This is a genomic window from Sphingobium salicis subsp. salicis (genome assembly GCF_049472635.1).
GTDB classification, from domain to species: domain Bacteria; phylum Pseudomonadota; class Alphaproteobacteria; order Sphingomonadales; family Sphingomonadaceae; genus Sphingobium; species Sphingobium yanoikuyae_A.
Genome location: NZ_JAYRCS010000001.1, coordinates 172764 through 187577, shown reverse-complemented (window position 1 = coordinate 187577; position 14814 = coordinate 172764). Strand labels below are relative to the sequence as shown.

13 protein-coding genes are annotated in these 14814 nt (G+C 65.6%); 5 read left to right on the top strand and 8 right to left on the bottom strand.

The genetic code is table 11. The features are described 5' to 3' along the window. Positions 1-94 precede the first annotated feature (94 nt). The 7 genes from grxD to VHN57_RS00885 all read right to left on the bottom strand — a co-directional run bounded on the left by grxD (position 95) and on the right by VHN57_RS00885 (position 4916). Positions 95-427, bottom strand: a complete 333-nt coding sequence (grxD, locus tag VHN57_RS00915) for a Grx4 family monothiol glutaredoxin (RefSeq protein ID WP_004210908.1) — start codon at positions 425-427, stop codon at positions 95-97. A gap of 64 nt (positions 428-491) precedes the next feature. After that, positions 492-725: a BolA/IbaG family iron-sulfur metabolism protein gene (locus tag VHN57_RS00910; protein WP_004210906.1), complete on the bottom strand. Its 234-nt coding sequence runs from the start codon at positions 723-725 to the stop codon at positions 492-494. A gap of 13 nt (positions 726-738) precedes the next feature. After that, entirely contained in the window at positions 739-1062 is a 324-nt protein-coding gene (locus VHN57_RS00905; RefSeq protein WP_004210904.1) for a DUF1476 domain-containing protein, read from the bottom strand. Positions 1063-1119: 57 nt separating this feature from the next. Then, complete coding sequence (leuD, locus tag VHN57_RS00900; protein ID WP_004210902.1) at positions 1120-1713, bottom strand: 3-isopropylmalate dehydratase small subunit; 594 nt, start codon at positions 1711-1713, stop codon at positions 1120-1122. Between the two features lie 109 nt (positions 1714-1822). Beyond that, positions 1823-3274: a 3-isopropylmalate dehydratase large subunit gene (gene leuC / locus VHN57_RS00895; protein ID WP_278988233.1), complete on the bottom strand. Its 1452-nt coding sequence runs from the start codon at positions 3272-3274 to the stop codon at positions 1823-1825. A 99-nt stretch (positions 3275-3373) separates the two neighbouring features. Continuing rightward, on the bottom strand, positions 3374-4060 hold the full coding sequence (locus VHN57_RS00890; RefSeq protein ID WP_278988237.1) for a glutathione S-transferase family protein: 687 nt from the start codon (positions 4058-4060) through the stop codon (positions 3374-3376). Between the two features lie 154 nt (positions 4061-4214). Beyond that, positions 4215-4916 (bottom strand): glutamine amidotransferase, encoded by a 702-nt coding sequence (locus VHN57_RS00885; RefSeq protein ID WP_278988352.1) that lies wholly within the window; start codon positions 4914-4916, stop codon positions 4215-4217. A gap of 115 nt (positions 4917-5031) precedes the next feature. Between VHN57_RS00885 and VHN57_RS00880 the strand changes: the two genes are divergently transcribed. From VHN57_RS00880 to VHN57_RS00870, 3 genes are all read left to right on the top strand, one after another. After that, positions 5032-7359 carry a GH92 family glycosyl hydrolase gene (locus VHN57_RS00880; RefSeq protein ID WP_278988354.1) on the top strand — a complete coding sequence of 776 codons (2328 nt, stop codon included), beginning with the start codon at positions 5032-5034 and terminating at the stop codon, positions 7357-7359. Then, a complete protein-coding gene (locus VHN57_RS00875) occupies positions 7356-7544 on the top strand; it encodes a hypothetical protein (protein ID WP_423282351.1) in 189 nt (62 codons plus the stop codon). The genes VHN57_RS00880 and VHN57_RS00875 overlap by 4 nt, the downstream gene beginning before the upstream one ends. 550 nt (positions 7545-8094) lie before the next feature. Next, positions 8095-9903, top strand: a complete 1809-nt coding sequence (locus VHN57_RS00870; protein WP_278988027.1) for a DUF885 domain-containing protein — start codon at positions 8095-8097, stop codon at positions 9901-9903. A gap of 334 nt (positions 9904-10237) precedes the next feature. On the opposite strand, the gene VHN57_RS00865 is transcribed toward VHN57_RS00870, so the two are convergent. Continuing rightward, entirely contained in the window at positions 10238-11830 is a 1593-nt protein-coding gene (locus tag VHN57_RS00865) for an isocitrate lyase (RefSeq protein WP_278988028.1), read from the bottom strand. Positions 11831-11977: 147 nt separating this feature from the next. Here VHN57_RS00865 and VHN57_RS00860 point away from each other — a divergent pair, with 147 nt between their 5' ends. Both VHN57_RS00860 and VHN57_RS00855 read left to right on the top strand, forming a co-directional pair. Further along, positions 11978-13375: a helix-turn-helix domain-containing protein gene (locus VHN57_RS00860; protein ID WP_423282348.1), complete on the top strand. Its 1398-nt coding sequence runs from the start codon at positions 11978-11980 to the stop codon at positions 13373-13375. Between the two features lie 147 nt (positions 13376-13522). Further along, positions 13523-14800: an MFS transporter gene (locus VHN57_RS00855; protein ID WP_423285952.1), complete on the top strand. Its 1278-nt coding sequence runs from the start codon at positions 13523-13525 to the stop codon at positions 14798-14800. Positions 14801-14814 lie beyond the last annotated feature (14 nt).

Genomic DNA, 14814 nt, shown 5'->3' with positions numbered 1-14814 from the left:
GCCCTGGCCGGCTTCATATGCCCGCACTGCAGACAAGAAAAAGGGCGGCCCGACCAGCGGACCGCCCCCTCGATCTTTCGCCCTGAGCCGGCGATCAGTTCGCCGCAGCGACGCCGTTGTCGGTCATCAGCTGCTGAAGCTCGCCAGCCTCGTACATTTCCATCATAATGTCGCTGCCGCCGACAAATTCGCCCTTCACATAGAGCTGGGGAATGGTCGGCCAGTCGGAGAAGGTCTTGATGCCCTGGCGGACCGCCTGGTCCTGCAGCACGTCGACCGTCTCGTAATTCACGCCCAGATGCTCCAGGATCGCGATCGCGCGGCTGGAAAAGCCGCACTGGGGGAAGAGCGGCGTGCCCTTCATGAAGAGCACCACGTCATTACCGTTGACGATGTCGGCGATCCGCTGCTGCACGGCGTCGGTCATTTCACTGGGTCCAATTCTCTTGTCTGGCGTCGCCGCGCGGCGGACGCATATGTCGCTATGGCGGTTAGTTGGGAACGGCGGTGGTCAGTTGCAAGGCGTGAAGCACCCCGCCCATGCGTCCGCCCAGCGCCGCATAGACTGCGCGCTGCTGCGCCACCCGGCTCATGCCCCGAAAGCTCTCGGACACGACCTTCGCCGCATAATGATCGCCGTCGCCGGCAAGGTCGGTAATCTCGACCTGCGCATCCGGGATCGCGGTCTTGATCATCTCGGCAATATCGTCTGCTGCCATCGGCATGGCGATACCTGCCTTACTGCGCTTCGATGAACATGCGGCGGGCGATCACCGCCTGCTCGTCGAGCGCGGTGCGCACGCCCGCTTCGTCGATGTCGAGGCCCGCCTGGGTCATGTCGCCCAGCAGCTTGCGGATGACGTCCTCGTCGCCCGCTTCCTCGAAATCGGCCTGCACGACGGCCTTGGCATAGGCGTCGGTTTCCTCAGGGGTCAGGCCCATCTTCGCGGCCGCCCATTCGCCCAGCAGGCGGTTGCGGCGCGCCTGGATGCGGAACTGCATCTCCTGGTCGTGCGCGAACATATTTTCAAATGCGCGCTCGCGGTCGTCGAAAGTGGTCATGCGTGAAGCCCTGTTGAAATGCGTCTGTCGCGTTCAGAGATAGGCGGAACCGCGCCTTTAGGCAACGGCCGGCACCAGCCAGGGGCGCAAAGCCGCATCCTTCGCCTCGAACGCGTCGATCACATCCGCCTCATCCAGGGTCAGGCCGATCTCGTCGAGGCCGCCCAGCAGGCAATGCTTGCGGAACGGGTCGATCTCGAAGCTGAAGCGATCCTGATATTGGGTGGTGACGCTCTGCTGCTCCAGATCGACATGGATCGGGTCGGTCTTGGCGACTTCCATCAGTCGGTCGATCGCCTCCTGCGGCAGCACCACGGTCAATATGCCATTCTTGAACGCATTGCCCGAAAAGATGTCGGAGAAGCTCGGCGCGATCACCACCTTGATGCCCAGGTCGCCAAGCGCCCAGGCGGCATGTTCGCGGCTGGAGCCGCAGCCGAAATTGTCGCCCGCGATCAGGATCGGGCTGCCGGCATATTCGGGATCGTCAAAGACATTGCCCGGTTCCTTGCGCAGCACCTCGAACGCACCCTTGCCAAGGCCGGCGCGCGAAATCGTCTTGAGCCAATGCGCCGGGATGACGATGTCGGTGTCGACATTCTTCATCCCGAACGGATAGGCCCGGCCGTCGACGGTAGTCAGCTTGTCCATCAGTGCGCCCGCTTCGCCTCCACCGCGGGACCGTCCTCAGCACGGCCCAGCGTCGCGGCCATCGCCGCACTGGCCAGCGCGCCCAGCGCCAACACCCAGAATACCTTCTTCATGCGACCACCCCCTCTTTTTCACCCATCAATGCGCGCACATCGGTCAACCGGCCAGTCAGCGCCGCGGCCGCCGCCATTTCCGGCGAGACCAGATGCGTGCGCGACCCCGGACCCTGACGGCCCATGAAATTGCGGTTGCTGGTCGACGCGCAGCGTTCGCCGGCCGGCACCTTGTCCGGGTTCATGCCCAGGCATGCCGAACAGCCTGGCTCGCGCCATTCGAAACCGGCGTCGAGGAAGATGCGGTCCAGCCCCTCGGCCTCGGCCATGCGCTTGACCAGGCCCGATCCCGGCACGACCATCGCATGCTTGATGCCGGCGGCGATATGCCGCCCCTTCAGCAGGCCGGCGGCGGCGCGCAGATCCTCGATCCGGCTGTTGGTGCAACTGCCGATGAAGACATGCTCGATCGCGACATCTTCCATCTTCTGCCCGGCGATGAGGCCCATATAGTCGAGCGACTTCTGCGCGGCGGCGCGCTTCGACGCATCGGCGAAGCTTTCCGGATCGGGCACGACGCCGGTCACCGGCACGACATCCTCGGGGCTGGTGCCCCAGGTGACGTTGGGGACGATGTCGGCCGCGTCGATCACGACCGTCTTGTCGAACACCGCGCCTTCATCCGTGTGCAGCGTCTTCCACCAGGCGACGGCGGCATCCCAGTCGGCGCCCCTGGGCGCCATCGGGCGGCCCTCGATATAGGCGAAGGTCTTTTCGTCCGGCGCGAACAGGCCGGACCGGGCGCCCGCCTCGATCGACATGTTGGCGACGGTCAGGCGGCCCTCGATCGACATGTCGCGGAATACCGACCCGCGATATTCCATGACGTATCCGGTGCCACCGGCGGTGCCGATCGTGCCACAGATTGCCAGCGCCACATCCTTGGGGGTGACGCCATAGCCCAGCTCGCCCTCGACCACGACCTGCATGGTCTTGGACTGTTTCAGCAGCAGGGTCTGGGTGGCCAGCACATGCTCGACCTCGGACGTGCCGATGCCGAAGGCCAGCGCGCCCAGCGCGCCGTGCGAGCTGGTATGGCTGTCGCCGCAGACCAGGGTAGTGCCCGGCAAGGTGAAGCCCTGTTCCGGGCCGACGACATGGACGATGCCCTGTTCCGGGTCCGCGTCGCCGATCAGGCGCACGCCGAATTCGGGCGCGTTGCGTTCCAGCGCGGCAAGCTGCTGCGCGCTTTCCGGGTCGGCGATCGGGATGCGATGACCATCGGCGTCGCGGCGCGGCGTCGTCGGCAGATTATGGTCGGGTACCGCCAGGGTCAGGTCGGGCCGGCGCACCTTGCGCCCGGCAAGGCGTAGGCCTTCAAACGCCTGCGGGCTCGTCACTTCATGCACGAGGTGACGATCGATATAGATCAGGCAGGTTCCATCGGGACGCCGTTCAACGACATGCGCGTCCCAGATCTTCTCATAGAGGGTGCGTGGCTTAACCATGGTCCCCTCCCCCTAGACCCGTAAGGCGCCAGGGGAAAGGGGGAGAAACGGAGTTTGCGATGGATAATGTGCGTTTTTCGCAAGGCTGAAGCAATAATGTTACGCCGCGCGATAATCCTCGACCACGCGGCCGACTGCCGCCAGTTCCGCCTCATGGCCCTCCTCGCGCCAGGTCTCGGCCAGCGCCGCCTGTTCCCATTCGCGCATCGCCGGATGGGCCAGCATGGTCTCGACCCAGCCCCGCGCGATCGGCCCGACATCCAGGCCATAGCTGCGCACCCGGAAGGCGACCGGCGCATAGAAGGCGTCGAGCGCGCTGAAATCGGCGCCAGCCAGATAGGGCCCGCCAAAGCGCGCCAGTCCCTGCTCCCAGAGTTCGCGCAGCCGGGCGATATCCTTGTTCAGCGCCGGCTCGATCAGGTTCAGCTCCACCCGCACCCCGACATTCATCGTGCAGGTCGACCGCAGCGCGGAAAAGCCGCTGTGCATTTCCGCCACCGCACACTGGGCAAAGGCGCGCGCATCGGCATCGGCAGGCCAGACGCCCTCATGCCGGTCGGCCAGATAGAGGAGGATGCCGAGCGAATCCCAGAGCGTCCGGTCGCCATCGATCAACGCCGGCACCTGTCCCGTCGGCGAAAAGCTGCGAAAGGCGCTGTAATTGACCGGCGCGGCAAAGGGCTCGATCCGATCGACGAAATCGATCCCCAGCCCCTTCATCAGCAGCCAGGGCCGCAGCGACCAGCTCGAATAATTCCGGTTGGCGGTGATGAGCGTATAGGCCATCGATCAATCTCCCCTGTGCGTGGTGCGCGTCCCCTTAGCGCAACGGGAAACGGACCGACAGGCGGAACGATCCACGGGCCTGACAAGCTCAGCTTATCAGACAGGATTAAGAAGCTCGGCGCACCCTGGCGGAGTTGGGTGGGAGATCAGTGCCTTACACCCTGATCCCCGCCAGCCACTCGCCGATCATCGCCCGGCCCGCCGCCACCGCGCCCGGCCCATGAACATCATGATCCTTCCGCAGCGCGATGCCGCATTTTCCGGCGACGTCCAGATCGGCCCAGAAATGGGTCAGCCAGTCCTCGAAGCGCGGATCCTCGCCCATTTCGGCGTGGAATTGCAGCGCCAGCAGATTGGCCCCGCGCCGGAACGCCTGATGCGCATAGCGATCGGTCGACCCCAGCAATTCGACCTGATCGGGCAGGTCGAACGTGTCGCTATGCCAGTGCAGCACCGGCACGCCGTCGATATGGCGCAGCGGCGATCCCGCCCCCGCCGCGTTGACGCTGACCGGCGCAAAGCCCAGTTCCATATGCCCACCCGGATAGACCCGCGCGCCCAGCGCCGCCGCGATCATCTGGCTGCCCAGGCACACGCCCAGCGTCGGCCGGTCCGCCGCCAGCCGCGCGGAAAGCTTGCCGATCTGCACCGGGATCCAGGGATGCACATCCTGTTCATAGACGCCCATCGGCCCGCCCATCATGATGAGCAGATCGGGCTCGGTCAGGTCGATATCGGCGAAATCGGGGCTGGCCACATCGATCCGCTCGATCTGATAGCCGGCCGCCTCGATCGGCTGGAGATAGCCTGCCGCACCCTCGCGCGGCACATGTCGGACGATCAACGCTCTTTTCATTACTCCCGATAGCTAGCCAGCCAAACCCGCCGACGCCAGCCCAGCCTTTCTTGAGGACAGAAAATTGCCGCTATCGGCTTGGCCCGGCCGCCCGGCCATGATTTAACCCAGCGCCATGATCCTGACCCGCATCGCTCGCCCCGTCCTGCTGGCCACTTTGCTCGCCGGCACCGCCCTTTCCGCCCAGACCAGCGAAGCGCCTTCCGCACCGGTCGATGCGGTCGATCCCTTCATCGGCACCTCGGGCGAAGGCCATACCTTCCCCGGCGCCGTCGCCCCCTTCGGCATGGTCCAGCTCTCCCCCGACACCCATGTCGGCCCAGCACGCCAGACCTATAACTGGGCCGCCGGATACCGCCACGAAGACCCGGTGATCCTCGGCTTCTCCCACACCCATTTTTCCGGCGCGGGCCATAGCGACCTGGGCGATTTCCTGGTGATGCCGGTCAGCGGTGATACGGTCCCGCTGGAAGCTGGCGACGACAAGACGCCCGGCTTCCGCTCGCACAAGGCCGATGAAATCGCCTCGGCCGGCTATTATGCTGTCACCCTGACCGATCCGGGCGTGCGAGCGGAAATGACGGCCGGCACCCGTGTCGGCGTCCACCGCTATGCCTTCCCCACCGGCAAGGCGGCGCATCTGGTGCTGGACCTGCGCTCGATCATCTATGATTATCCCGGCAAGATCCTCTGGTCCTCGATCCGCATCCGCCCCGATGGCACGATTACCGGATCGCGCGAGGTCCGCGGCTGGGCCACGCCGCGGCGCATCTTCTTCGCCATCCGCTTTTCCGCGCCGCTGACCGGCCACCGCTTCGTCAGCACCGAGAAGGATATCCTCTACAAGGGCTTCAAGGGCCCCGGTCGCGGCCCCGAGACGCTGGATTCCCTCTCCGGCCGCGCGCTGGTGGCGCAGCTCGACTTTGGCACGCTGACGAAGCCGCTGGAGGCGAAGGTCGCGCTGTCGGGCGTGGACGAGGATGGCGCCATCGCCAACCTCGCCAGCGAACCGGGCGATTTCGACGCGATCCGCGCCAAGACCCGCACCGCCTGGAACGATGCGCTGGGTGCGGTGCAGATCGACGCGCCCAAGCCGATGCGCACCAATGTCTACACTGCCCTATATCACAGCCTGATGGCGCCCAGCGTCTGGAGCGATGCCGACGGCCGCTGGCGCGGGCCGGATGATCAGGTCCATGCAGGAACCGGCTTCACCATGCATTCCACCTTCTCGCTGTGGGACACGTTCCGCGCCGAACATCCGCTGCTGACGCTGATCCAGCCCGAAGCGAAGAATGCCGATTTCGTGAACTCGCTGGTCGCGGGGCAAAAGACCAGCCCGTTCGGCATCCTCCCCGTCTGGCAGTTTGGCGGCAAGGAAACCTGGACGATGATCGGCTATCATGCCGTCCCGGTCATCGCCGACGCCTGCCTGAAAGGGATCAGGGGCATCGACTGCGCCGCCGCGCTGAAAGCCATGGTCGCCAGCGCCGACTATGCCCCCTATGGCGGCCTCGGCGACTATATGAAGCTTGGCTATGTTCCCATCGACCGCGAGCCCGAAGCCGCGTCCAAGACGGTCGAATATGCCTATGACGACTGGACCATCGCCCGCCTCGCCCGCCAGTTGGGCGACACCGCCACGGCAGAGCGCTTCGAGAAGCGTGCCCAATACTGGCGCAACAGCTTCGACGCGAAGACCGGCTTCCTGCGCGCGCGCAAGGCGGATGGCAGTTTCCGCACCCCCTTCGATCCGACCGCGATCAACTATGGCAGCGACTATACGGAGGGCAATGCCTGGCAATATAGCTGGTTCATGCCGCACGATCAGGGCGGCCTGTTCCGCCTGCTGGGCGGCGACACGAAAACCATCGCCAAGCTCGACGCCATGTTCGACTATGACAATAGCAAGATCGACTATAGCCATGCCGAGGATATTTCCGGCCTGATCGGCCAATATATCCATGGCAACGAACCCAGCCACCATGTCGCCTATCTCTACAGCTATGCGGGCCAGCCCTGGCGCACGCAGGAGCGCTTGAAGCAGATCGTCGACAGCCAGTATAAGCCCACGGCGGAGGGCCTGGCCGGCAATGACGATCTGGGTCAGATGTCCGCCTGGCTGGTCTTCACCGCCCTGGGCTTCTATCCCGTGGCGCCGGGCAGCAACGAATATGTGATCGGCCGCCCCTTCGTCGACCGCGCCGACATGGCATTGCCGAATGGCCAGCGCTTCACCGTGATTGCCGACGGCCTCTCCGACGCCAATCGCTATGTCGGCAAGGTGACGCTGAACGGCAAGCCGCTCGATCGCGGCTATATCACCGACACGGAAATCCGCGCTGGCGGCGAATTGCGCTTCACCATGCAGGCCAGCCCCAACAAGACATGGGCGACCGGCGTGAAGGCGCGGCCCTTCTCCATGACCGGCTATGGCAAGTGAAGGCGCGAGACCGGCATTATCTCTTCGTCTGCAGCCAGAACAAGCTGCGCAGCCCCACCGCCGAGCAGATTTTCGCTGACCATGATGCGGAAACGCCGCTGGACGATGAGATGCTGCGCTGGGCGGCACAAGGATCGTCTGCCTCGACATACCGGACGATTACGCCTTCATGGATGCGAACCTGATCGCCTTGCTCCACACCCGCATGGCCCGCTTCCTGCCACGCCCACCTTCCGCCTGATCGGCCCAAGCGGCCGAAAGCAAAGGCATTGATGACGGGATCGAATAGTCCAGGAGTTCCCTCTTCCCCCTCAGCCCGCCGGCTGCGCGATCGGCTCGCCGGCACCGGCTCGACCGCTGCGGGGCCAATGCGCTGGCGCTCCGAGCCCCCCCGGCAGTCGCTTGGCTGTCGCTTCAGCGTGACCCCAATGTCGCTTCATTGTCGCTTCACGGGCGCGCGACAGGCGCGTTGTCGCCAAAATCGCCCCGAAATCACGACGCATGACGGTGTGAACTTTCAACTGTCGCGTCATTCCCCCCTCGCCCCTAGAGCGATTTCCAAGCAATCGGCATCGATTGCTGATTAAGAAATCGCGGCAAAACAAATAATTAGAGCGGTTTCCTTGATTCAACCAGTTCGAAAACCGCTCTAGCCAAGCACTTGCATGCGCGGCACTAAGGCGACCCCGGCGGGCGGGCGACCGTTCGCGCCAGGGCCAGAACAGGGAGCATTTTGTGAACCGACGCCAATTCCTCACCACCAGCGGCGCCACCGCGCTGGCCGCATCCGCCCCGCGCGCCTTTGCGCAGCCGGGATCGCAGGATGCCCGCCTGCGCGCCATGCTGGACGGCTTCTTCTATGAGCGGCTGGACGACAGCCCGGAACAGGCGACCCGCCTTGGCCTCGATACCGGCGCCCGCGCGGCGCTGCGCGGCAAGCTCAGCGACACCAGCGCCGCCGGCGCGGCCCGCGACCTCGCCCGCACCAAGACGCAGGCCAAGCAACTGGCGGGCCTGGACCGTGCGGCGCTCAGCCCGGCCAGCCAGCTCGACTATGATGTCGTCGCCTATCAGCTCGACCGCGCGGTGGGTGGCGAACGTTTCGCCTATGGCGAGACGGCGGGCCGCTATGCGCCTTATATCCTCAGCCAGTTGACCGGCTCCTATCGCGAGACGCCCGATTTCCTCGACAGCCAGCACCGGGTGAAGGACGCAGCCGATGCCGATGCCTATCTGGCGCGGCTGGAGGCCTTCCCCACCAGCATGGATGGCGAGCTGGAGCGGCAGAAGGCGGACGCGGCCAAGGGCGTGTTCGCGCCCGACTATATCCTCGACACCACCATGAAGATGCAGGCGGCGCTGCGCGACCAGCCCGCCGCCCAGACCGTGCTGGTGGCGAGCTTTGCCAAGAAGCTGGCCGCCGCCGGCCTGCCGCCCGAACGCGCGGCGCAGGCGGAAAAGATCGTCGCGGAAAAGGTCTTCCCCGCGGTCGATCGCCAGCGCGCGCTGGTGCAGCAGTTGCGCGCCAAGGCGGTGCATGATGCCGGCTGCTGGCGTCTGCCCGACGGCGAGGCCTTCTATGCCGCCGCCGCCGAGGCCGCGACCACGACCCGGCTGACCGGCGACGAGATCCACCAGATGGGCCTGGATCAGGTCGCCAGCATCTCGTCGCGGATCGACGCGATCCTGAAGGGCGAAGGGATGAGCCAGGGCACGGTAGGCGACCGTCTGGTCGCGCTCAACAAGCGCCCCGACCAGCTCTACCCCAATACCGATCCGGGCCGCGAGGCGCTGCTGGCACAGCTCAACAGCCAGATCAAGGCGATGCAGGCGCGGCTGGGCGAGGCGTTCAACACCGTGCCCAAGGCGCCGGTCGAGGTGCGCCGTGTGCCGGTGACGATCCAGGCGGGCGCGCCGGGCGGCTATTATCAGAATGCCTCGCTCGACGGGTCGCGGCCGGCCATTTACTTCATCAACCTGCGCGACACGTTCGACCGGCCGAAATTCGGCCTTGCGACGCTGACCCATCATGAGGCGGTGCCGGGCCACCATCTGCAGGTGACGGTGGCGCTGGAATCAGATTCGATCCCGATGATCCGCCGCCGCGGCTTCTACAGCGGCTATTCCGAGGGCTGGGCGCTCTATTCGGAACAACTGGCCGACGAGATGGGCATGTATAAGGGCGATCCGCTGGGCCAGGTCGGCTATCTCCAGTCGCTGCTGTTCCGCGCCACCCGTCTGGTGGTCGACAGCGGCATGCACGCCAAGCGCTGGAGCCGCGAGAAGGCGACCGATTACCTTATCGCCACCACCGGCATCGCACGCGGCCGCAGCCAGGGCGAGATCGACCGCTATACCGTCTGGCCGGGCCAGGCGTGCAGCTACAAGATCGGCCATACGGTGTGGAACGACCTGCGCGAGCAAGTGAAGACGGCGCAGGGGGACAAGTTCGACCTCAAGCAGTTCCACGAGGTGCTGACGCTGGGCGCGATGCCGCTCGACATATTGAAGCAGGCGGTGCTCCAGCGGGCGGGGATCGCTTAAACGCCTCCCCTTTGGGGCAGACAAAAAAACGGCCCGGTGGTGCGCCACCGGGCCGTCGAGGGTCCCTCCACCCAAATCGCGAAGGGAGTGTCGAAGTCCCCGCGAACTGGCTGTCTTCACGGCCCCGGCCGCGAAACCCTAATCTTCCATGCTTGTTACGCTTGCGGAACCCATCTTCCCGACAAGCATCGGGATATCGCCGGGAAGATGGGGCGCCTGCGGCAGATTCTATTTCGTCGTTCCCGCGGAAGCGGGAACCCATCTCCCAACGCCGGTTCCTGACGCGAGGTCGGGAGATGGATCCCCGCCTTCGCGGGGATGACGGGGATAGGGTTTAGGCCGCAAACTGATTCATCGTGTTGTGGGTGCCTCCGGCCTTGAGCGCGGCTTCGCCGGCGAAATATTCCTTATGGTCGTCGCCAATGTCGGAGCCGGCCATATTCTGGTGCTTCACGCAGGCTAGCCCCTCGCGGATTTCCCGCCGCTGCACGCCCTCGACATAGGCCAACATTCCGGCATCACCGAAATAGCCCCTGGCGAGATTGTCGGTGCTGAGTGCCGCCGTGTGATAGGTCGGCAGGGTGATGAGGTGGTGGAAGATGCCGGCCTCCCGCGCCGCATCCTTCTGGAAGGTGCGGATGCGTTCGTCCGCCTCGACGCCGAGGTCGGTGGCGTCATAGTCCGCGCTCATCAGCCTCGCCCGGTCATAGGCACTGACATCCTTGCCGGCTTCGACCCAGGCGTCGAACACCTGCTGACGGAAGTTCAGCGTCCAGTTGAAGCTGGGCGAATTGTTATAGACCAGCTTGGCATTGGGGATCACCTCGCGGATGCGGCTGACCATGCCGCCGATCTGGCCGATATGCGGCTTTTCGGTCTCGATCCACAGCAGGTCGGCGCCGTTCTGGAGCGCGGTAATGCAGTCGAGGACACAGCGATCCTCACCGGTGCCGGCGCGGAACTGATAGAGGTTCGACGGCAGGCGCTTGGGCTTCATCAACTGCCCATCGCGGCTGATGAGGACGTCACCATGGCCGATCGCGCCGGCATCGACCGGGTCGCAATCGAGGAAGCCATTATACAGGTCGCCGATGTCGCCCGCTTGCCGGGTGAAGGCGATTTGCTTGGTCAGGCCCGCGCCCAGCGAGTCGGTGCGCGCGACGATCACGCCATCGTCGATCCCGAGTTCCAGGAAGGCATAGCGAACCGCCCGGATCTTCGCGAGGAAGTCCTCATGCGGGACCGTGACCTTGCCGTCCTGATGGCCGCACTGCTTTTCGTCCGAGACCTGATTCTCGATCTGGATGCAGCAGGCGCCGGCCTCGATGAACTTCTTGGCGAGCAGATAGGTCGCCTCCGCATTGCCGAAGCCGGCATCGATGTCGGCGACGATCGGAACGATATGGGTTTCGTAATTGTCGATCTGCTGCTGCAGCTTGGCGGCGCGGACCTCGTCGCCTTCCGCGCGGGCCTTGTCGAGATCGCGGAACAGGCCGCCCAGTTCGCGAGCATCGGCCTGGCGCAGGAAGGTATAGAGTTCCTCGATCAGCGCGGGGACGCTGGTCTTTTCATGCATCGACTGGTCGGGCAGCGGGCCGAATTCACTGCGCAGTGCCGCAACCATCCAGCCCGAGAGATAGAGGTAGCGGCCCTTGGTGGTGCCGAAATGCTTCTTGATGCTGATCATCTTCTGCTGGCCGATGAAGCCGTGCCAGCAGCCCAGCGACTGGGTGTACTTGGCCGGATCGGCATCATAGGCGGCCATGTCGGCGCGCATGATCTTCGCGGTGTAGCGGGCGATGTCGAGGCCGCTCTGGAACCGGTTCTGCAGGCGCATGCGGGCGACGGATTCGGGCGCGATGCCGTCCCAATGGCCCTGGCCACCGATCAGCGTGTCGGCCTTCGCGATTTCACTTTGATAGGTCATGTCGTCATTCCCTCGGGGTGAGCTGCAAGAAAGAATGACAGCGAAGTAGACACAGGAAACGGGGTGCGGCACCCCTGCGAAAGTCCAGTTGTCGATCTTTACAAAAATCTGCTGTAAAGTTGTAAAGAGCGTACAGGAGTCGGTGTCATGGCCAAGGATCGTCCCGTCTATATGGGGCCGCGATTGCGGCGGCTGCGGCGCGAGCTGGGCCTGACCCAGGCGGACATGGCCAATGATCTGGAGATCAGCGCCTCCTATGTCGCGCTGCTGGAACGCAATCAGCGACCGCTGACCGCCGACATGCTGCTACGCCTCGCCCGCACCTACAAGCTCGACATGGCCGAAGTGGCGGGCGACGGCGGCACGGAACAGACGGCGCGGCTGCAGGCGGTGCTGAAAGACCCGATGTTCGCCGATATCGACCTGCCGCAACTGGCGACCGGCGATGTCGCGGTCAATTATCCGGGCATTACAGAGGCTTTGCTGCGGCTCTATACCAGCTATCGCGAGGAGCATCTGGCGCTGGCGGACCGGGGGGCGGAGGCGGAGCCGCAGGAGGATGGCGCCGATCCGGTGGCGGAGGCGCGGCGCTTCATCGCTGCGCGGCGCAACAGCTTTCCGCTGCTCGACGATGCGGCCGAGAAGCTGGCGGCGGAAGCGGAGGCCGAGGGGGGGCTGGCCGGCTGGCTCAAGGCGCGGCACAATTTGCGGGTGCGGCGATTGCCGTCGGACGTGATGGCGGGATCGATGCGGCGGCTGGACCGGCATCGCGACGCGGTACTGTTGGACGATGCGCTGGACGGCGCCAGCTCGGCCTTCCAGCTCGCGTTGCAGATCGCCTATCTGGAAATGCGCAAGGGCTTCGACGCGCTGCTGAAGGACGGGCAGTTCGCCAGCGAGAGCGGCCGGCGGCTCGCCCGGCGGGCGCTGGCCAGCTATGGCGCGGCGGCGATCCTGATGCCCTATGGTGCCTTCGCCAAGGCGGTGGAGGCGAAGCGCTATGATGTCGAGGCGCTGGCCCGGCAGTTCGGCGTCAGCTTCGAGCAGGCGGCGCATCGCCTCACTACGTTGCAGAAGCCGGGGCAGGAGCGCGTGCCCTTCTTCTTCCTGCGGGTCGATCCGGCCGGCAATGTCTCCAAACGGCTGGACGGGGCCGGCTTCCCCTTTGCCCGCCATGGCGGCTCCTGTCCGCTCTGGTCGGTGCATCGCGTGTTCGAGACGCCGCGCGAGGTGGTGACGCAATGGCTGGAACTGCCCGACGGCCAGCGCTTCTTCTCGATCGCGCGCACCGTGACGGCCGGCGGCGGCAGTTGGGGCGCGGCCAAGGTGGAGCGGGCGATCGCGCTGTGCTGCGCGGCCGACCATGCCCATCGGCTGGTCTATAGCCAGGATGCGCCGCCGCCCGCGCCAACGCCGATCGGCGTTACCTGTCGCCTGTGCCACCGCAGCCAGTGCATGGCTCGGTCCGCCCCGCCGATCGGCCGCGACATGCTGCCCGACGATTATCGGCGGACGCGGGCGCCGTTCGGCTTTGCCGATGGTTAGAGCATGGCGCGCCAACCCGCCCCGTTCGTTTCGAGCCTGTCGAGAAACGGAGGAAAGCGGGACATGAAGGTCGGCGCTTGCCGCTTCTCGACAGGCTCGAAGCAAACGGATTGGGGGTAGGCTCTGATGGATGAGGAAACGCCGCCGATGGGGCAGCCGCAGAGCCTCTCGAAGCGATCGCTGGCGATTGCCGGGCTGTCGACCATCGTCGAATGGTATGATTTCACCCTCTATCTCTATCTCGCCACCCTGCTGTCGCGCATCTTCTATGGCGGGGGCGCGGCGGGCGTGGGCCATGTGCTGGCGGGCTTTGCGATCGCCTATCTGATGCGGCCATTAGGGGCGATATTCTTTGGCTATATCGGCGATCGCCATGGCAGGCGGCCGACCATGTTGCTGTCGATGGCGCTGATGAGCGCGGCGATGCTGGCGACCGCGCTGCTGCCGACGCAGGCGCAGGCCGGAGCGATGGCGGGCTGGCTGCTGCTGGCGCTGCGCTGTGTCATGGCCTTCTCGGTCGGGGGCGAATATACCGGCGTCGTCGCCTATCTTCTGGAAGGAGCGCCGCCCGGCCGGCGGGGCCTCATCACATCGCTGGCGTCGGCGGCGAGCGAGGTCGGCGGGCTGCTGGCGGTGGCGCTGTCCGCCCTGACCGTGGCGCTGCTGGACGAGGCGGCGCTGGCCGACTGGGGCTGGCGCATCCCCTTCCTGGTCGGTGCGGGGCTGGCGGCGCTTATCCTGCTGGCGCGGTCGCGGATCGAGGAATCGCCCGATTTCCTGGCGCAGCGGGCCCGTGGCAGCATCCCGGTCCAGCCCCTGCGCCTCAGCCTGCGCGCCTATCGACCGGCGATCGGCCGCGGCTTTGCCATTTCGGCGCTGGGGTCGATCACCTATTATGTCGGCATCGTCTATGTGCCGAGCTTCCTGATCGGCACCGGCCGCATGGGCGAGGCCGATGCGCTGACACTCTCAACGCTGGCGGCGCTCGTTGTGATCCTGGTGACGCCGCTGGTCGGCGCTTTGTCCGACCGGATCGGACGGCGGCCAGTGCTGATCGCGCTGGCGCTGGCGGGGATCGCCCTGCCCGCCCTGCTCTTTGCCCTGATGGCGCAGGGAAGCGCATTGGGCGGCGCGCTGATCGGCGCAATCCTCCTAGCGGCGCTGGGCGGAGCAGTGAGCGCGGTCGGCGCCGTGACCACGGCCGAACAATTTCCCGGCGAAGGACGGCTGAGTGGCCTCGCCTTTGGCGCCACCAGTGCGACGGCCCTGTTCGGCGGCCTTACGCCCTATCTGTCGCACCAACTGACGCAGGCCAGCGGATGGGCATCGGCCCCCGGCTGGCTGATCGCGATCGTCGCGCTCGGCGTATTGCCGGTGCTATGGCGCCTTCCCGAAAGCGCGCCAAAGCGACAACTGCCCTGCTGAGCCCCCTTTCCGCA

Bases quoted from the DNA above. Each gene is read 5' to 3' on its own strand.
- grxD (WP_004210908.1), bottom strand. From the start codon at position 427: ATGACCGACGCCGTGCAGCAGCGGATCGCCGACATCGTCAACGGTAAT.
- VHN57_RS00880 (WP_278988354.1), top strand. From the start codon at position 5,032: ATGATCCTGACCCGCATCGCTCGCCCCGTCCTGCTGGCCACTTTGCTC.
- VHN57_RS00890 (WP_278988237.1), bottom strand. From the start codon at position 4,060: ATGGCCTATACGCTCATCACCGCCAACCGGAATTATTCGAGCTGGTCG.
- VHN57_RS00860 (WP_423282348.1), top strand. From the start codon at position 11,978: ATGGCCAAGGATCGTCCCGTCTATATGGGGCCGCGATTGCGGCGGCTG.
- leuD (WP_004210902.1), bottom strand. From the start codon at position 1,713: ATGGACAAGCTGACTACCGTCGACGGCCGGGCCTATCCGTTCGGGATG.
- VHN57_RS00910 (WP_004210906.1), bottom strand. From the start codon at position 725: ATGCCGATGGCAGCAGACGATATTGCCGAGATGATCAAGACCGCGATC.
- VHN57_RS00865 (WP_278988028.1), bottom strand. From the start codon at position 11,830: ATGACCTATCAAAGTGAAATCGCGAAGGCCGACACGCTGATCGGTGGC.
- leuC (WP_278988233.1), bottom strand. From the start codon at position 3,274: ATGGTTAAGCCACGCACCCTCTATGAGAAGATCTGGGACGCGCATGTC.
- VHN57_RS00885 (WP_278988352.1), bottom strand. From the start codon at position 4,916: ATGAAAAGAGCGTTGATCGTCCGACATGTGCCGCGCGAGGGTGCGGCA.
- VHN57_RS00905 (WP_004210904.1), bottom strand. From the start codon at position 1,062: ATGACCACTTTCGACGACCGCGAGCGCGCATTTGAAAATATGTTCGCG.
- VHN57_RS00855 (WP_423285952.1), top strand. From the start codon at position 13,523: ATGGGGCAGCCGCAGAGCCTCTCGAAGCGATCGCTGGCGATTGCCGGG.